This is a genomic window from Amycolatopsis sp. NPDC051071, assembly GCF_040682875.1.
Classification (GTDB): Bacteria; Actinomycetota; Actinomycetes; order Mycobacteriales; family Pseudonocardiaceae; genus Amycolatopsis.
The window spans coordinates 35,991-52,167 of the sequence record NZ_JBFBBY010000004.1; the positions used below are offsets into that span (position 1 = coordinate 35,991).

The window sequence follows — 16,177 nt, forward strand, 5'->3', positions numbered from 1 at the left end:
GGACCCGGCTTCAGGGGTGTCTTACGGGTTGAGCGTGACGCCGTAGGCGCTCAGTGCCTCGCCGACCGGCTGGAAGTACGAGCTGCTGCCGCCCTTGCCGGAGGTGATGCCAAGGCCGACGCTGCCGGAGAAGAGGCAGCCACCCGAGTCGCCGGGGTTGACCAGCGCGTTGGTCTGGATCAGCTCGTACACCGAGCCTTCGGCGTAGTTCACGGTCACGTTCAGCCGCTGCACCGAACCCGAGGTGAGGTGGGTGGTGCTGCCGCTCTTGCTGATCCGCTGCCCGACGGTCGCGGCGGCGGAGGAGGAGATCCGCTGGGTCGAGCCGTTCCACAGGCTGACCGCGCCCGGTCCGCTGCCGGAGGTGTTGCGGATCAGGCCGTAGTCGTTGTTCGGGAAGCTCGCACCCTGCGACGGGCCGACGTTCCACTGCGAGACCGCGCGCGTGCAGTGTCCGGCGTCGAGGATGTAGTTCTGCCCGCCCTTGTTGGTGTTGAAGCCGACCGAGCAACGGGTGCCGCCGCCGGTGATGGCCTCGCCGTTGTAAATCGCGGTGTGCATCTCGCCGGAGGTCCGCTCCACCCGGACCCGGTCACCGAGCGACTGGGCGGCCTTCAGCAGGGCATCGGTGCCCTTGGCGGCGTCGGACACGGTCAGCACGACCTGGTTCGACTTCGGGTCGAGACCGATCGAGGTGTGCGTCACCGTGGGCAGCGCCTGCAGGGCGTCCTGCGCGTTCGCCAGTGCCGCGGTGGAGTGCTTGACCACCTTCGCCTGCGCGCCGGTCGCCTTGACCTGGTCCGCGGCGGCCTGGTCGAGCACGTTCACCACCGGTTTGGCGGCGTCGTCGAGGTAGCCGTCGGCGGCACGGGAGCCGAGCGAGGCCGTGACACTCCGCAGCGTTTCGACACTGGACTTCTGCGTCCGCAGCAACTCGACCGCCGCGGCTTCGCTGATCCCGGCCTCCGAGGAGAGGGAAGACACCGCCTCACGCTGCACGGTGGGGGAGTAGCCCTCGATGGTCGTGGCGGTGGCCGTGGACGGGGCGAGGAAACCGATGACCGCGGCCGCGGCCACGAGTGTGGTGGCGGAGCGAGCGAGTAGAGGATGGCCCGGGGACGTTGTGCGCATACCGGTGACTCACTTTCGCGAGGGAGGATCCAGCGCGAAGGGTGGCCGCGCTGGACACAGTGGGTAGCCGGGCACGACGTGGTGACCGGCACCGGTGATCCGGTGCCGATCAGGGTGATCCACGCCGTCGGGCGCAGGTACCGACTTTCGTTGGACAGGAAGAAAGATAGGTACCGTCCCGGCGGCCTACCGGGTCATCCGCGCACAGCAAACGGCGCCCGCGTTCACACGATTGGTCTAAACAATGGCTTCCGGAGTCGATCTCGGCGATGTCCGCCGCGGGTCCCCGGATCGGGGTACCGGGGTTCCCCGCACCCCGGTGAACGAGCCGCCGAACGCCAGCCGGGCGAAGCGTTCCGCGATGCGCCGGTGGGTGGCCGCGTCCGGATGGAGTTCGTCGGGCAGCGGCAGTTCGGCGTTGTCTTCCTCACCGTAGAGTTCGAGGCCGTCGAGATAGCCCAGGTTCGGGTCGGCTCGCTCTTGGACGATGCGGGCGAGTTCGCCGCGGATCGTGGTGAGCGTCAGTTTCCCCGCCGCTGTCTCGGCCGGGTCGCCGGTGGCGACGAACCGCAGCTTTCCTTCCGCGAGGGCGGCCATGTCCGGGAAACTCGGCCCCGGCGTCCGTTCGTGGATGGGGCAGTGGAGGGGGGAGACCACCAGCAGTGGTGTTGCCGGATGCCCTTCCCTGATGGTGTCGAGGAAGCCGTGGACGGCCGGGCCGAACGCGCGCGACCGCATCGCGTCGGAGTTGACGAGGTTGATGCCGATCTTGACGCTGATCAGATCGGCGGGGGTGTCTCGCATGGTCCGCGCGGTGAACGGGTCGAGCAAGGCGCCGCCACCGAAGCCCAGGTTGACCAGGTCCACTCCGCCCAGCTTCGCGGCCAGCGCGGGCCAGATCCCGGTCGGTGTGGCGGCGTTGGAGCCGTGACTGATGGAACTGCCGTGGTGCAACCAGGTCCGGCGACCATTAGACTGTGCATTGTGGACGGTTGCGTCGGTGCGCAGGGCGACCAGCCGGGTGGTTTCGTCGTGAGGAAGCCAGATCTCGACGGTCTTGTCGTCGCCGGGCAGGTCGGCGAAACGCAGGGTCCGCATCGGGCCCGGCTCGGATCGCGCGGTACCGGCGGCCATGTCGATGGTCAGCGTGTCTCCGTCGGGCGCGGAAGCCTGTCCCGCGAGCCGTCCGTCGACGAGCAGCTCGTACACGCCGTCGGGACGAGGCGGTGCTCCGGTGTAGACCCGTTTGGTGGCGATGACGTCCAGTTCGACGATCGTGGCGCGGGTGCGGAAAGCCAGTCGTACACCGGAAGGCTGTGACTCCGCCATCGCCAGCTGGCCGTCGGGGATCTGCCGCCGCGCACGCGCGGGCAGCCGGTGGGGGAGCGTTCCGCGATCGGTGTGCTCCAGATCGAGTGCGCCGCGGACAAGGGTGGCGGTGATGGGGGTGGTGATCATTTCTCCGGTCATTTCCTTCGGGGCCAAGCACGCAGCAGGACGTCGAGCGCGTCGAGGATCTCGGTCCAGCTTTCCTGCGAATCGGGTGAGCTGTGACTGAAGCCGCCGGCGGACTCCAAACCGGCATAGCCACTGAAGACGCTGCCCAGCAGCCGTACGGCATGCGTCTGATGCGGCTCGGCCAGGTCGTAGCCACGCAGGATCGCCCGCATCAGCCGCGCGTGCCGGACGCCGGCGCTGGTGGCCGCAGTCTCCGGGGCGAGCCGGAACCGGGCGGCGGTGAAGCGGCCGGGATGCTCCACCGCGTAGTCACGGTGGACGTTCGCCAAGGCGATCAGCGCGTCCCTGCCCGCCAGCCCGGCCACCGCCGTGGAAGCGAGGTCGGCCAGTTCCGTCAGTGCCAGCAGGGCGATCTCGGTCTTGAGCTCGTGGGCGTTCTTCACATGCGAGTACAGGCTCGCCGTCTTGACGCCGCACCGTTTGGCGAGCTCCGTCGGGGTCACCTGCTCGAAGCCGAGATCGTCGGCCATCTCCGCTCCAGCGCGGACTACGCGCTCCGTGGTCAGTCCCGCTCGTGCCATGATCACCACGTTACCATAGTCCATTCTGTACTTGCCTAATAGCCTTAGGAAACAAAACGTGGGTTCGGTAGCGCACGGCCCGGCGGAGACTGGGCGCGGTCCGAACGGAGGTGAGCGCGATGAACACAGTGGACCCGGCCAAGGCCCGGCATGATCGCATCGAGCACTGGCGGGGCGACCGTCGTCTGCTCGTCGGCGCGATCGTGGCTTCGGCCGCCGCCCTGTTCTGCGGATTCTTGACCGGACACGGTTTCGGCGCGATCTTCGAGCAGTTCCGGACTATGGCGATCGACAGCGTCTTCGACGACCGCGGGGACGACAAGCCACCGTACGAGGCGATCTGGGGGACCTTCGGCCTGCTCGGCTGCATGGCCTCGGGCATCCTCGCCAGTACCGCCATGCGGCGCTATCAAGGGCGTCCGTCGGGACCGGCGTTCCCGGCCGTGCTGATCTTCGCGGCAAGTACCCTCGGGTTCTGGGTTTCGTCGCGGGAGTGGCTTCCGCCGCTTGCCGTCGGCGTCGCGGTCGACCCGGTCTTCCACACGGACGAAGGGTGGGGATTCTGGGGATGGCTGCTTTACTACGCGGATTGGTGGGCGCCCGCGTTCCTGCTCGTCCTGACCTGTTTCGCGCTGTCGTACGCCGTCCGTGTTTCCCGCCAGTACGCCGAAATGGTCCGCATCCGGGACCAGCTCCTGAGGTCCGGATGGCGCGTACCCGCCCGGATCGTCGACTTGAAGCTGCGCCTGGGTGGTGACGAATCGGGAACCCGTGTCGTCGGCGCGACCGTCACCGTGTCGTTCGTCGACCCCGCCGGCGTCCGGCACTGGGTGACCCGCCGCACGTCGGACACCACGATCGCCACCGCCGAAGTGCTGTTCGATCCGGCCGCGCCCACCGACGACAAGAAGATCTTCGTGGCGTTCCGGCGTCACCCCGCCCTGAGTGACTGGCTGCCCGCGGACTGAGCCCGCCCTGAAAGTCTGGAGTTACGTCCATGACCGCTGTCCAAGCTCCCGCCCGGATCGGGCCGGTCGCCCTCTTCCGGGGCTTCCTGGCCGGAGCCGTCATCGGGACGACGTTGTGTGCCTTCATCGTCGGCATCATTCTCGAGAGAGTCCCGCTGATCATCGCCGCGGTGGGGCTCCCGATCGTCTACGGTGTCCTGCTCTTCCTCGCCGGGATGCCGCGGCGTGCCCGTGAGGCGGCGATCGTCCCGGTGGTCGCACTCGCCAAGATCGAGAGCGTGCGGGCGGGTGGCACCGAAACCGGCGATGTCCCGGTCGACATCGTCCTTACCGTCGCCCCCGACGGCGCGGCGACGTACCGCACGGAGATCACCCACGGTGTCAACCTGATCAACCTCTCGGAGTACCGGCCGGGCCGCGTCCTCGTCATCCAGTACCGGCCGGACCGGCCGTGGAAGGCGAAGGTCGTGGAGCGGCTGTCACCGGAGTGGGAGCGCCGGGTGGCCGGAGCCGTCATCGAGTCCGCTCCGGAGTCCAGCCTGGTGAGCGCGCCACCCGAGGGCTGCGCGGTCAGCGCCCTCATCCTTCTCGGGCTCGTGCTCGGAGCGGCGGCCGTCCTGCTGGTGTTCCGTGCGGAACTGTTCGGCCCGGAGGCGCGTACCGGATCGGAGGAGACGCAGTCCTCGACGTCTTCCAGCGTGACCACGTCCTCGTCGGGCTCCGCCACGGTCACCGTCTCCCGATCCTTGCTGGGTGAGGGAGAACTGCGCCGGGTCATCGACTCACTGGCACAGACCGCGGACGTCTCCCAGGTGATCACCGTGGTCGTCGAGGACCGGCGGCTGACCGTGGTCTTCGCGCCGACAGACGCGCTGGTGCCACGGTTCGACCTTCGCGCGCTGGCCGTCGACCGCGTCCCGGCACTGGTCCGGCGGGGCACGACCACTCTCGACGTCGGGACGCCGCAGACGTGGCAGGTCATGGCCGTCCCGTTCGGAACCGAGGTCTCCCTGCGTGTCATCGTGACCGGGCCGGAGGGCAGTGGCTCGGTGGCGGACGGGGGATAGGGGCCGTCTCGCCTTGCCTGACCGGCCAAGGGAGTTGCCCCGCTGGTAGAAATGTCCGATGCGGGATTTCTTCAAGGGTTTCCGGATGTTCGGGCAAGGCCTTGGCATCCTGCTGCGGTCGCCGAAGCTGTTGCTGATCGGGGCACTGCCCGCGGTGCTGACCACGATGCTGCTGCTCGGCGGAGTCGTCGCGCTGGCGTTCTGGGTCGACGACCTTTCCGCGCTGATCACCCCGTTCGCCGACGACTGGGAAGCGGGTCTGCGGACGGCGGTGCGGGTGGTGGCCGGCGTCGCGGTGTTCGCGGTGGCGCTGGCCATCGCCATGATCGGGTTCATGGCGATCACCCTTGCCATCGGTGGCCCGTTCTATGAGCACATCGCGGAGAAGGTCGAGGACGACCTCGGTGGCGTCCCCGGCGCGATCGACCTGTCCGGCTGGCGGTTGCTGGTGATGGGCCTGCGGGACGGTCTGCTCCTGGTCCTGCGCTCACTGGTGTTCACGATCCCGCTCCTGATCGCGGGTTTCATCCCGGTGGTGGGGCAGACCGTGGTGCCGGTTCTGCTGGCGTTGGTCACGGCGTGGTTCCTGGCGCTGGAACTGATCGCCGTGCCGTTCTACCGGCGTGGCATGGATCTGAAGCAGCGACGACTGCTCCTGCGCAAACGTCGCGCGCTCGCACTCGGGCTTGGCGTTCCCGTGTCGCTGCTGTGCCTGGTCCCGTTCGCCGCGCTGATCGTGATGCCGGTCGGGTTCGTCGGCGGTGTCCTCGTCGCCCGTGAGGTTCTCGCGGAGGACGTGGCCGATCAGGCGGTGACCTGAGGCGGCGCCGACCGTTCGTGGGCTTCGCGGAGAACGCCGAGGAAGGTGTCGACCGATTCCGCGCCCGAGACGCCGAGGGTGCGGTCGAAGACGAAGAACGGCGCGCCGCCGGCACCCAGTTGCCTCGCCTCGCGAGCATCCTGCCGGACAGCGTCCCCGTAGTCGTCTCCGGCCAGGACCTGGCGGGTCTCCTCTTCGGGCAGGCCGATTTCGACGGCCAGCCGGACGAGGGTCTCGGTGTCGTCGAGGACCTCTCCGTCGACGAGCAGCGCGTGCAGCAGCCGTTCGTGGGCGCGGCCACCGAGGCCGCGTTCTCCCGCGAACTGGGCGATCCGGTGGGCGTCGAAGGTGTTGCACATGTAGGCGCTTTCGAAGTCGTACTTCAGCCCCTCGGTCGCCGCGGGCACGTTGACCCGTTCGACCATCGACCGCACCTCGTCGAGGGTGCCGCCCATCTGGTCCATGAGGGCTTCGTAGAGCGGCCGGGCGGCATCGCGGGGGTAGTTCGGGGCGAGCTGGAAGCTACGCCACACGACCTCGACGTCGTCGCCGTGCTCGAACTGGCCGATCGCCTTGTCCAGACGGCGTTTGCCCAGGTAGCACCAGGGGCAACCGACGTCGGACCATACCTCTACGCGCATCATCGGCCTTCCGGTTCGCGGGAGCGGTGCTCCCGTATCGATCTGTTGGATAGATGGTCTCGTGCCAAGATTATCTGAACCGGCAGGCGATGCGCTAGCATGGGCGGGGTGACAGGTTCGACGGTCGGTGCGCTCCCGGTGGGGCTGGACGACAATCTCGGTTGGCTCCTCGCCCAGGTTTGCCGTGCCCACGGATCCGTGCTGGAGCGCGCGGTCGCCGGTATCCCACACGGTCTGCGGGGGTTCCAGGCCCTGTGCGGTGCCGTGCACGAAAGCGCGCGGAACCAGGCTCAGCTGGGCAGGCAGCTGGACATCGACCGCACCGTGATGGTGTATCTGGTCGACGATCTGGTGGCGGCCGGGCTGGTGGAGCGCACGATGGACCCGGCGGATCGGCGGAACAAGCTGATCAGGGGTACCGAGGCGGGCCGCGCCCGGCTGGAGGAGACCCGTGCCGCCATCCTCGCGGCGGAGGCGACGGTGCTGGCACCGCTCGACCCGGAGGATCAGGAGCGGTTCCGGGAGATGCTGCGTACCGTGGTCGCCTACAATCTGAATCTCGTCGCCGAAACGGAATGACGTCGATCAACTGAATTCCAGGGGTCGTAATGGATCGCCATTGTGGCCTTTCGGTTGCTCCCGGAAATTCTTGACAGGCCGCCGGTGTCGCTGAATCATTGTCGGTATGTCGAATGACTCTCCTCCTTCCCTGTCCGATGAATTCGCCGGAAAACGTGCTGTCGTAACCGGGGGCACCCGGGGTATCGGTGCCGCGATCGTGGCAAGGCTCGCGGCGTCCGGCGCCAAGGTCGTCACCTCGGCGCGGACCGAGAAAAACGATATGCCGGAAGGGGTTCACCTGGTCGTCGCCGACGTCGGAACCCGGAAAGGCGTCGACGAACTGGCCACTTCCGCGCTCGAACTGCTCGGCGGCGTCGATATTCTCGTGAACAATGTCGGCGAGTCCAGTCTTTACCCGGACGGGCCGATGAGCATTCCGGACGAGGAATGGGTCCGGTGCCTGGAAGTCAATTTCCTTTCCGCGGTACGAATGGACAGGGCATTGCTTCCCGCCTTGACCGAGGCACGCGGTTCCATTGTCGCGATCTCCGCGCTGGCGGTGCGGGCACCGCAGCCGGTGATGCTCGATTTCGCGGCGTCGAAGGCGGCGTTGTCGGCTTACGCGAAGGGGCTTTCCCAGGCTGTCGGCCCTCAGGGAGTGCGGGTCAACACCATCCTCCCCGGCTTCGTCGACACCCCGGCGGCCCGCAAACTCGCCCGCATCGTCGCGAAGGAAGCCGGAACGGACTTCGACACCACGTACGCGAACCTGGGTGGGCCGACTCCGCTGGGGGCGCCGGGTAAACCGGAGGACGTCGCCGAGATGGTCGCGTTCCTCGCGTCCGAGCGCACCGCCTGGATCACCGGCGGGGTGTTCGTGGTGGACGGGGGAAGGCTGGACGCGCTGTGAGCGGTGCCCGGTGCTCCTCTCGACGCTGAGGGGAGCACCGGGCACCGGCTTCACCAGCCGACCGGCATCCGGTCCGGCGCGCGCAGCAGGCTGTGCTTCTTCCACTCGGGTTCCCCGGACAGGTGCAGATCCGGCAGTTTCACCACCAGTGCGCGCAGGGCCTCCTGGAGCTGCAGCCGGGCGAGCGGGGCACCGAGGCAGCGGTGGATACCGTGGCCGAAGCCCAGATGCGACTTGATCTCGCGGTCCAGCCGCAGTTCGTCGGGCGAGTCGAACTGGGTTTTGTCGCGGTTGGCCGCGCCGTGCGAGACCAGCACGGGTTCGCCCGCCCGCACCAGCGTCCCGCTGACTTCGACATCTTCGGTCGCGTAGTGCGCGAAGAGCGCCGTCAGGCCGAGCGGGACGTAACGCACCAGTTCTTCGACGGCCTTGGGAATCAGTTCGACGTCGTCCTTGAGCCGGGCCCACTGGTCCGGCAGGCCCATCAGGACGTAGGAGAAGTTGGCGATCTGGTTGGCGGTGGTCTCGTGGCCGGCGATGAGGATCGCGACACAGAGGTCGACCAGTTCCTCCTCGTTGAGCCGGTCACCGTCGTCGCGGGCCTCGACGAGTGCGCTCAGCAGATCGTCGCGTGGTGCGACGCGCAGTTCGGCGATCAGGGTGTGCATGTACTCGCGCAGCTCCAACAGGGTCCGCTCGGCCTCCTCGACCGAAAGGTCGTCACCGCCCAGCACCTTGTCGCTCCAGACGCGGAACCGGTCGCGGTCGGCGAGGGGGACGCCGAGCAGTTCGTAGATCACCTCTTCCGGGATGATCAACGCGTACCTCCGCATCAGGTCGCCGGGTTCGCCGTCGGCCACCATCTCGTCGACAAGCCGCTCGGCCAGCGCGCGGACCTGGGTGCGGAGCGCCTCGACGCGGCGCATGGTGAACGCCTTCGCGACCAGTGTCCGGAGGCGGGTGTGGTCGGGCGGGTCGGTGGTGAGGATGCCGGTGAAGTTCCGGCCCTCCGACATCCTTGGCACGTCGTGATCGAGTGACATCGCGCGAGAGAAACGGGAGTCGGCGAGAACGGCACGCGCGTCGTCGTACCGGGTGATGAGCCAAGCGGAATCGCCGAAGGGCATCCGGACCTTCGTCAGTCCCGGCGTGAGCTGCGCCTCACGGTAGCTGTCGTCCAGTTCCAGCCCGCACGCGTGGTTGAACGGATAGGTGGTGGTCGTCTGTTCGGCGCTGTCTGCGCTCACGGTGTTTCTCCTTCACCAATGGGAAAACGACGGGGGGTCACCAGGCGACCGGCAGTGCGCCCGGACCCCGGATCAACATCTCCGACTTCCACCTGACGTCGCCTGCCAGATACAGCCCCGGCAGCTCGTGCACCAGCGCGCCGAGCGCTTCCTGCAGTTCGAGCCTCGCCAGCGCCGCACCCAGGCAGTGGTGCGCGCCGTGGCCGAACCCGAGATGGCTGTTGGCCTCCCGGTCGAGGACCAGGTCGTCCGGGCCGTCGAACCGCAGCCCGTCCCGGTTCGCGGCACCGACCGCCACGAGCACCGGTTCTCCCGTGCGCACCAGGACATCGCCGATCTCGACGTCCTCGGTGGGATACCGCGGGAAGCTCGCGGTGGCGATGAGCGGGATGAACCGCATCAGTTCCTCGACCGCGGCGGGCAGCGACTCCGGGTTCGCGCAAAGCCGCTCCCAGGCGCCGGGCCGGGTCAGCAGCACGTACACGAAGTTGGCGATCTGGCTGACGCTGGTGTCGTGGCCGGCGACCAGGATGCTGATGCACAGCTCGACGAGTTCGTGTTCGTTCAGCTGGTCCCCGACGTCCCGTGCTTCGATGAGCGCGGTCATCAGGTCGTCGCGCGGCGTGGCGCGGTGGTCCTCGATGAGGCCCGCCATGTACGCCCGCAGTTCGGCGAAATTCTGTTCGTATTCCTCGGCACTGAGCCCGCCCAGCGCGGTGACCGCCTCGGTCCACGCGCGGAACCGTTCGCGGTCCTCCACCGGGACGCCGAGGAATTCGCAGATCACCGCGACGGGCAGGGGCAGCGCGTAGTCGGCGACGAGCTCCGCGGGCCCGTCGTTTCGCCGCATCGCGGCGATCAGCTCGCGGGAAAGTTCGGCCACCCTCGGCCGGAGCCGTTCCACCCGGCGCATGGTGAAGGCCTTCGCCACCAAGGTACGCAGCCGCGCGTGGTCGGCGGGCGACGTCATCAGGATGCCGCCGCTGCGGTGGTATTCGGCCATCCGCGGTTCGTCATCGGGGTTCGCCGTCGCCGGTACGAACCGGCGGTCGCCGAGGACGAACCGGGCGTCGGCGTAGCGGGTCACGAGCCAGGCCGGGCGGCCGTAGGGCATCTGGACCCGGACGAGACCGGGGGTGTCCCTGGCCTCGGCGTAGGACTCGCTCAGCGCGAGCCCCACCTCTTCGTCGAACGGGAAGGTGATCGGGGTCGTTGGCAGGATGGTCATGGCCGGACTGACTCCTCACTGGAAGCGGCGCGCGTCACGCGATGTGCAGGCTCCGGTAGTGCCGGTACTGACGGACGCTCAGCGGAGCGGGGAGACCCTCGTACAGATCGGCCATCGTGTGCCGCATGGTTTCCCGGTGGGCGTCGTGTTCCGCCTTCGTCTCCCATTCGGAGTAGAGGAGCGTGCATTTCCCGTCGAGTCCGAGGTGGAAGCTGCCGGTGATCGGCTGGTTCAGCTCGGCGAGCGACGACGACCGCTCCAGCAGCGCGTCGACGAACTCCCTTGCCCGCTCGGGTCCGGGACTCACCCGGATCACGATGTTGAAGCAGCCCGCTGTCCGCCCCGGGTCGACGGGACCGCTGCGGTACAGCCGGAAACGCAGCCGGGCGGGTTCACCCGGGAGGTCCGGGCGCAGCACCTCGCCGTCGCCGTCGGTGCGCCATTGGCTGATGGTGGTGATCACTTCGTCGTCGTCGCTGGCGAAGCAGGCGACGGACAGCAGATCCGGGGACGGGTCGTCGCTCCAGCCGGCGAGGATCTTCTCGGCCCGTTCGTCCGGTGACTCGCCGGCGCCGACGGCGTTGATCTCGATCAGGGAGCTGACGGCTTCGGGCCGGTCCATCACCGGTGGGCGGGACGGGGTCACGGCCGGTCTCCCGGGCCGACCACCAAGGCCGTTCCGTAGACCATCGGGCGGGCGGTGATGTGCAGGTCGTCGTCGTCCATCATGCGCTGGACCGCGGCCCGCCATTCCGGATTCGTCCGTGCCTTGGCGAGTGCTTCGCCGCTGTCCCAGTGGACGACGTTGACGAAGCCGAGGTCGGCGTTTTCGTCCATGGCCCGGTACATCTTCGCCTGGACGAAGCCGGGTTGTGCCGCCATCACCGTGACGTTGTCCTTCCACCGGGTCAGGAACAGCTCCCCTTGCCCGGCGGGGACGGTGAAGGCGTTGATCATCGTGACCGCGTCGGTGACGATGGCGTCGGTGAGGCCGACGGCCTCGTCGGCTCGTTCTCCCACCGTGGTGTGGGCGAGCCGTACGGCTTCGCTCATGAGCACTCCTTGTTCGGTGATCCGGTCGGGGAAACGCGCGTCATCCCGCGCGGTAGGGGCGGACGGCTTTCGCGTCCCGCAATGCCAGCGCCCACCACAGCAGCTGGTCGATCATGAGTTTGGCGGCGCCGGCGCAGCCGTCGGCGTCCACCGGGACGCCGTCGGGGCCGAAGGTGGCCTGCCCGCCGTGGAAGCTGACCGTCTCGCGGATGCTGACGGCGTGCAGTTCGGCGAAGACCTGGCGGAGGTGCTCGACGGCACGCAAGCCGCCGGACATACCGCCGTGGGAGACGAACCCGACCGGCTTCGCGCCCCACTCGGTGAGGTGCCAGTCGATGAAGTTCTTCAGTACCGCGGGAAAGCTGTGGTTGTACTCGGGGGTGACGACGACGAACGCGTCCGCGGCCGCCAGCCTCGGCGCGGTCTCGGCCAAGGCGGCGACGTCCGCGGGGTCGGGCTGATGGCTGGGGCCCCCGGCACTCAGTGAGACGTCGGCGAGGTCGACGACGTCGACTTCGATGTCCTGGCGTTCGGCCAGCCGGTCGCCGAACCAGGTCGCGACGGTCGTGGTGAAACGGCTTTTGCGTGCGCTCCCGATGATCAGGGCGACGCGTACGGCGCGGTCGGTCATGGAACTCCTCTTCTGCGGTGGTCGGGATGTTCAGGTGCCGGGCGCGCCCCGGCGGAGTCCGGTGAGCGCGGCGGCCAGCCCGGCCGCCGCCGCGATACCCATCGGGACGAGCGCCGTCCGGAGGTCGTGCTCGACGCTCAGCAGGACGGTCGCCGGGATCACGGTGAGCACGGCGCCGAGTTGCACGGCCGACTGGAGGACGGTTCCCGCCGCCGGCCGGTCTGCCGGGGCGAGGCCCGCCGACGCCCCGGCGTTCAGCGCGGCGAACGAGCACAGGTAGCCGAGGCCGAGGAGCACCGTGGTGGTCAAGACGCCGCCGCCGTCCGGGCCGGGGGAGGGATCGGCGAGGTACAGCGCGCAGCCCGCCGCGGTGAAGACCGCTCCCGCCGCGACCGGTTTCGCGGTGCCCCACCGAGGAATCAGCCTGCCCGCGAGGAGCACGGAGAACGCGAGGGTCAGGTACGCGGGTGTGCACACGAGCGCCGCACGCCAAGCCGGCCAGCCGGAACCGTTCTGCAGCTGGAGGTTCAGGAGCACGAAGAGCCCGACGGAGGTGCCGTTAAGACAGGCCGCGCCCAAGGCCGCCCGCCGGACCCCGCCGGTACCGAGCAGTGCCCTGGTGAGCCGGGGCGGGCGCGGAGCGGCGGCGGGATCGGGCGGGAGATGCCGCAGTCCCAGCGCGATCAGCACGACGACGACCGGCAACGGCACCAGAAGCGCCCATCGCCAGCTCGCCGCGCTCAGCACGCCGGAGATCAGCATCCCCGCGGTCGCCCCGGTGGTGCCGAACAGCGAGTACACGAGCATCGCCCGCTTCTGCGCGGATCCCTGTCCGAAGGTCGTGGTGATCACCGCGATCCCGACCGGGGCCGTCACCGCGGCACAGCATCCTTTGACGAGTTCGGCGCCGGTCAGGAGCACCGCGTCGGTCGCGAGCCCGCTCACACTTGCGGCGAGGCCGAACGCGGCCAGTGCGCCCAGGTAGACCGGACGTCGCCCGAACCGCCAGGTCAGGAATCTCCCCGGCGCCAGCGTCAGGCCGAACCCGAGCGGGAATCCCGCGAGGATCAAACCTGCCTGCCAGACCGGAAGCCCCAGGTCGTCGCGGAGTGACGGGAGCGCGACACCCATCAGCACGATTTCGAGCGAATCGACGAGCATGGTCCCGGCGAGCACCGAAAGCAGTGCCCACCGGCGACCGTCCACGGGAGGGGAACGCAGCGTGGCCATCGGGTGGTCAGCCGCCGAGCAGGGTGCCGCCGGTGGCGTCGAGGAAGGCGCCGGTGATCCAGCGGGCGTCGTCGGAGGCCAGGAACGCCACCACGCTCGCGACGTCTTCCGCTTCGCCGACCTGTTTGAAGGCCGACAGTTGTGCCATCTGCTCGACGGCCTCCGGAATGTCGAAGACCGGCTGGCCATTGCGGGTGATACCGGGCGCGACGCTGTTGACCGTGATGCCCCTCGGCGCGAGGTGCCGGGCGAAATGCAGTGAAAGCTGTTCGATGGCACCCTTCGTCATCGCGTAGGCGACCTGATCCGGGTTCGCGAACCGGGTGAGGCCCGACGAGATGTTGATGATCCGCCCACCGGTCCGGAACAGCGGCAGAGCCCGCTGGACGATGAAGAACGGCGCCCGCGCGTTGACCGCGAAGACCCGGTCGAACTCCTCCGGGGTGATCTCTTCCGGAGGGGTGCCGAGCGTGGTCGCCCCCGCATTGTTGACGAGAATATCGAGACCGCTTTCACCGGTGCGTTCTTTGGCTCCGTTCTGGAATGCCTGAATGAGTTCGTGTGCGTCACCAGGAATGCCGAGAACGGCTTGGACGGCAAATGCTTTCCCGCCATCCGACTCGATCAATTCGACAGTTTCCTTCGCCGCCGCCTCGTTCTCCCCGAAATGGACGGCGACCAATGCGCCGTCCCGGCCGAGCCGTACCGCGATGGCACGTCCGATTCCGCGGCTTGATCCGGTGACGAGCGCGGTCTTGCCAGCGAGGTTGCCCATTTGTGCAGTTCCCATCTGTGTTGGGTGGCGGCGACGGCAGGAGAGAGTCGGCGACAACCTGGTCACCGTGGAGTGTTCGTGCGATTCCCGGCGACCCCGGCCGTCAATGGCACAGGTTCCTTTATCCACGGGTTCGGAGAATCACTCAATCCACTGTGATCCGGCTCACCCGTTGATAGTGGTCGGTCCGCAGGTCGGTTTGCCCGCGCATAGTGGTCGGTCCGCAGTAAACGGCTCACGGGCTTGACCAGGGTGCCGGTTTCGGAGTCAGATGGTGACATCGTTCGCATGGGGGCCGAACTTCGTTCTCTTGTTTTCCGACTTCTGGGGATTAATCGCACGCGCCCGTTGTCCGCCGGGTTCGCGTGTCCGTGATGACGACGTCCTGGCGTGAGGAGAGTGCAGTGGATGCTGAGGTGATCGTCGTCGGTGCCGGCCCGGCGGGTCTCATGCTCGCCGGTGAGTTACGGCTGGCGGGGACCGGGGTGACCGTGCTCGAACGGCTCGGCGAGCCGAGCGGTGAGTCCCGGGGACTTGGCCTGGCGATCCGGACCATGGAGGTGTTCGACCAGCGCGGGCTGCTGCCGAGGTTCGGGCCGTTGGAGACCGGGAACTTCGGCCATTTCGCCGGGCTGTTCCTGGACTTCGGCGTACTGGACAGTGTGCACGAGTCCGCGAAGACCGTGCCGCAGTCGCAGACCGAGTCCGTACTCGAGAAGTGGGCGTTCGACCTCGGCGCGGATGTGCGGCGGGGGACCGAGGTCGTCGGCTTGCGTCAGCACGCCGACCACGTCGAGGTCGTCGTCCGCGGCAGCGGCGGGACGCAGCGCCTGAACGCCCGCTACCTCGTGGGCTGCGACGGTGGCCGGAGCACCGTGCGCAAGCTCGGCGGATTCGACTTCCCCGGGAAATCGTCGACCCGTGAACTGTTCCTCGCCGACGTCCGCGGCATCGACGTGCGCCCGCGCATGATCGGCGAACAGGTCCCCGGCGGGATGGTGATGGCGGCGCGGATGCCGAACGGGGACACCCGGCTGGTCATGAGTGAACACGGGAAGCCACCCCGCCCGCGCACCGAACCACTCGGCTACCCGGAGGTGGCCGACACCTGGCGAAGGCTCACCGGCGATGACATCTCCGGTGGCGAACCCGTGTGGTTCAACGCCTTCGGGAACGCCGCGCGGCAGGTCACCGAATACCGGCGTGGCCGGATCCTGCTCGCGGGCGACGCCGCGCACGTGCATCTCGCCGCCGGCGGGCAGGGGATGAACACCAGCGTCCAGGACGCGGTGAACCTCGGCTGGAAACTGGCGGCCGTGGTGCGGGGCCGGAACACCGAGGATCTGCTCGACAGCTATCACGACGAGCGGCATCCGGTGGGCAGGCGCGTCCTCGTCAACACCGAGGCGCAGGGACATCTGATCCTGTCCGGCGCGGAAACCGGATCACTGCGCGCGGTGCTCGCCGAACTCACGGAACTCCCGGAGGTCCGGCGGCATCTCGCCGCGATGGTCAGCGGCCTGGAGATCCGCTACGACGTCGGCGGGGGTGGCCATCCGCTGCTGGGCAGGAGGCTCCCGCATTGGGAGCTGACCACCCCGGACGGGCGGACGGATACGACGGCGCTCCTGCACGAGGCCCGCGGCGTGCTGCTCGATCTGCGGGACAACCCGGTCCTCCGCGAACGGGCGGCCGGCTGGTCCGACCGGATCGACATCGTCACCTGCGGGCCGGTCTCCGGAGAGGACACCACCGCGGTCCTTGTCCGGCCGGACGGGCACGTGGCCTGGGCCGCACCTGGCAGTCATCACGATCTCACGTCGGCGCTCACGCGCTGGTTCGGCGAACCACGGTCCCACTGACCACTGAGCCCGAA

At 68.5% G+C, this 16,177-nt stretch carries 17 protein-coding genes; 6 read left to right on the forward strand and 11 right to left on the reverse strand.

The features are described 5' to 3' along the window. Positions 1 to 21: 21 nt before the first annotated feature. The 3 genes from AB0M65_RS02285 to AB0M65_RS02295 all read right to left on the reverse strand — a co-directional run bounded on the left by AB0M65_RS02285 (position 22) and on the right by AB0M65_RS02295 (position 3,170). Positions 22 to 1,131: a S1 family peptidase gene (locus tag AB0M65_RS02285; RefSeq protein WP_364020127.1), complete on the reverse strand. Its 1,110-nt coding sequence runs from the start codon at positions 1,129 to 1,131 to the stop codon at positions 22 to 24. 237 nt (positions 1,132 to 1,368) lie between these two features. Further along, complete coding sequence (locus AB0M65_RS02290) at positions 1,369 to 2,589, reverse strand: GDSL-type esterase/lipase family protein (protein ID WP_364020129.1); 1,221 nt, start codon at positions 2,587 to 2,589, stop codon at positions 1,369 to 1,371. Positions 2,590 to 2,597: 8 nt separating this feature from the next. Continuing rightward, the gene (locus tag AB0M65_RS02295; RefSeq protein ID WP_364020132.1) at positions 2,598 to 3,170 is read right to left on the reverse strand and encodes a WHG domain-containing protein; all 573 of its coding nucleotides are present in this window, start codon (positions 3,168 to 3,170) and stop codon (positions 2,598 to 2,600) included. Between the two features lie 119 nt (positions 3,171 to 3,289). On the opposite strand from AB0M65_RS02295, the gene AB0M65_RS02300 reads away from it, so the two are divergent. Genes AB0M65_RS02300 through AB0M65_RS02310 form a run of 3 tightly spaced genes read left to right on the forward strand, consistent with a single transcriptional unit; the run spans position 3,290 to position 6,025 of the window. Then, positions 3,290 to 4,138, forward strand: a complete 849-nt coding sequence (locus tag AB0M65_RS02300) for a hypothetical protein (protein WP_364020135.1) — start codon at positions 3,290 to 3,292, stop codon at positions 4,136 to 4,138. Between the two features lie 29 nt (positions 4,139 to 4,167). After that, on the forward strand, positions 4,168 to 5,205 hold the full coding sequence (locus tag AB0M65_RS02305; protein WP_364020138.1) for a hypothetical protein: 1,038 nt from the start codon (positions 4,168 to 4,170) through the stop codon (positions 5,203 to 5,205). 58 nt (positions 5,206 to 5,263) lie between these two features. Beyond that, a complete protein-coding gene (locus AB0M65_RS02310) occupies positions 5,264 to 6,025 on the forward strand; it encodes an EI24 domain-containing protein (RefSeq protein ID WP_364020140.1) in 762 nt (253 codons plus the stop codon). Here the strand turns inward: AB0M65_RS02310 and AB0M65_RS02315 are convergent. Next, on the reverse strand, positions 6,010 to 6,669 hold the full coding sequence (locus tag AB0M65_RS02315; protein ID WP_364020143.1) for a DsbA family oxidoreductase: 660 nt from the start codon (positions 6,667 to 6,669) through the stop codon (positions 6,010 to 6,012). The genes AB0M65_RS02310 and AB0M65_RS02315 overlap by 16 nt on opposite strands. Positions 6,670 to 6,765: 96 nt before the next feature. On the opposite strand from AB0M65_RS02315, the gene AB0M65_RS02320 reads away from it, so the two are divergent. Together AB0M65_RS02320 and AB0M65_RS02325 are read left to right on the forward strand one after the other, a co-directional pair. Continuing rightward, positions 6,766 to 7,245: a MarR family transcriptional regulator gene (locus AB0M65_RS02320; RefSeq protein ID WP_364020146.1), complete on the forward strand. Its 480-nt coding sequence runs from the start codon at positions 6,766 to 6,768 to the stop codon at positions 7,243 to 7,245. A gap of 106 nt (positions 7,246 to 7,351) precedes the next feature. After that, positions 7,352 to 8,137, forward strand: a complete 786-nt coding sequence (locus tag AB0M65_RS02325; protein ID WP_364020149.1) for an oxidoreductase — start codon at positions 7,352 to 7,354, stop codon at positions 8,135 to 8,137. A 50-nt stretch (positions 8,138 to 8,187) separates the two neighbouring features. Here the strand turns inward: AB0M65_RS02325 and AB0M65_RS02330 are convergent, their stop codons facing one another. From AB0M65_RS02330 to AB0M65_RS02360, 7 genes are read right to left on the reverse strand one after another with little or no spacing between them, the layout of a single operon-like run. Beyond that, positions 8,188 to 9,384, reverse strand: a complete 1,197-nt coding sequence (locus AB0M65_RS02330) for a cytochrome P450 (RefSeq protein ID WP_364020152.1) — start codon at positions 9,382 to 9,384, stop codon at positions 8,188 to 8,190. Between the two features lie 37 nt (positions 9,385 to 9,421). Next, positions 9,422 to 10,612 (reverse strand): cytochrome P450, encoded by a 1,191-nt coding sequence (locus AB0M65_RS02335; protein ID WP_364020155.1) that lies wholly within the window; start codon positions 10,610 to 10,612, stop codon positions 9,422 to 9,424. Between the two features lie 34 nt (positions 10,613 to 10,646). Next, positions 10,647 to 11,258, reverse strand: a complete 612-nt coding sequence (locus tag AB0M65_RS02340) for a hypothetical protein (protein WP_364020158.1) — start codon at positions 11,256 to 11,258, stop codon at positions 10,647 to 10,649. After that, positions 11,255 to 11,665, reverse strand: coding sequence for an antibiotic biosynthesis monooxygenase family protein (locus AB0M65_RS02345; RefSeq protein ID WP_364020161.1), 411 nt, complete (start codon positions 11,663 to 11,665; stop codon positions 11,255 to 11,257). Before AB0M65_RS02345 ends, AB0M65_RS02340 begins: the two co-directional genes overlap by 4 nt. Before the next feature lie 40 nt (positions 11,666 to 11,705). Further along, positions 11,706 to 12,296 (reverse strand): NAD(P)H-dependent oxidoreductase, encoded by a 591-nt coding sequence (locus tag AB0M65_RS02350; protein WP_364020164.1) that lies wholly within the window; start codon positions 12,294 to 12,296, stop codon positions 11,706 to 11,708. A gap of 30 nt (positions 12,297 to 12,326) precedes the next feature. After that, positions 12,327 to 13,526 carry an MFS transporter gene (locus tag AB0M65_RS02355; protein ID WP_364020167.1) on the reverse strand — a complete coding sequence of 400 codons (1,200 nt, stop codon included), beginning with the start codon at positions 13,524 to 13,526 and terminating at the stop codon, positions 12,327 to 12,329. Positions 13,527 to 13,533: 7 nt separating this feature from the next. Further along, positions 13,534 to 14,301, reverse strand: coding sequence for an SDR family oxidoreductase (locus AB0M65_RS02360; protein ID WP_364020170.1), 768 nt, complete (start codon positions 14,299 to 14,301; stop codon positions 13,534 to 13,536). Between the two features lie 404 nt (positions 14,302 to 14,705). Here AB0M65_RS02360 and AB0M65_RS02365 point away from each other — a divergent pair, with 404 nt between their 5' ends. Continuing rightward, positions 14,706 to 16,163, forward strand: a complete 1,458-nt coding sequence (locus AB0M65_RS02365) for an FAD-dependent monooxygenase (RefSeq protein ID WP_364020173.1) — start codon at positions 14,706 to 14,708, stop codon at positions 16,161 to 16,163. Positions 16,164 to 16,177 lie beyond the last annotated feature (14 nt).

Excerpts from the sequence above, each read along its gene's own strand:
- AB0M65_RS02285 (WP_364020127.1), bottom strand. The coding sequence starts at position 1,131 with ATGCGCACAACGTCCCCGGGCCATCCTCTACTCGCTCGCTCCGCCACC.
- AB0M65_RS02290 (WP_364020129.1), bottom strand. The coding sequence starts at position 2,589 with ATGATCACCACCCCCATCACCGCCACCCTTGTCCGCGGCGCACTCGAT.
- AB0M65_RS02295 (WP_364020132.1), bottom strand. The coding sequence starts at position 3,170 with ATGGCACGAGCGGGACTGACCACGGAGCGCGTAGTCCGCGCTGGAGCG.
- AB0M65_RS02300 (WP_364020135.1), top strand. The coding sequence starts at position 3,290 with ATGAACACAGTGGACCCGGCCAAGGCCCGGCATGATCGCATCGAGCAC.
- AB0M65_RS02305 (WP_364020138.1), top strand. The coding sequence starts at position 4,168 with ATGACCGCTGTCCAAGCTCCCGCCCGGATCGGGCCGGTCGCCCTCTTC.
- AB0M65_RS02310 (WP_364020140.1), top strand. The coding sequence starts at position 5,264 with ATGCGGGATTTCTTCAAGGGTTTCCGGATGTTCGGGCAAGGCCTTGGC.
- AB0M65_RS02315 (WP_364020143.1), bottom strand. The coding sequence starts at position 6,669 with ATGATGCGCGTAGAGGTATGGTCCGACGTCGGTTGCCCCTGGTGCTAC.
- AB0M65_RS02320 (WP_364020146.1), top strand. The coding sequence starts at position 6,766 with ATGGGCGGGGTGACAGGTTCGACGGTCGGTGCGCTCCCGGTGGGGCTG.
- AB0M65_RS02325 (WP_364020149.1), top strand. The coding sequence starts at position 7,352 with ATGTCGAATGACTCTCCTCCTTCCCTGTCCGATGAATTCGCCGGAAAA.
- AB0M65_RS02335 (WP_364020155.1), bottom strand. The coding sequence starts at position 10,612 with ATGACCATCCTGCCAACGACCCCGATCACCTTCCCGTTCGACGAAGAG.
- AB0M65_RS02345 (WP_364020161.1), bottom strand. The coding sequence starts at position 11,665 with ATGAGCGAAGCCGTACGGCTCGCCCACACCACGGTGGGAGAACGAGCC.
- AB0M65_RS02350 (WP_364020164.1), bottom strand. The coding sequence starts at position 12,296 with ATGACCGACCGCGCCGTACGCGTCGCCCTGATCATCGGGAGCGCACGC.
- AB0M65_RS02355 (WP_364020167.1), bottom strand. The coding sequence starts at position 13,526 with ATGGCCACGCTGCGTTCCCCTCCCGTGGACGGTCGCCGGTGGGCACTG.
- AB0M65_RS02360 (WP_364020170.1), bottom strand. The coding sequence starts at position 14,301 with ATGGGCAACCTCGCTGGCAAGACCGCGCTCGTCACCGGATCAAGCCGC.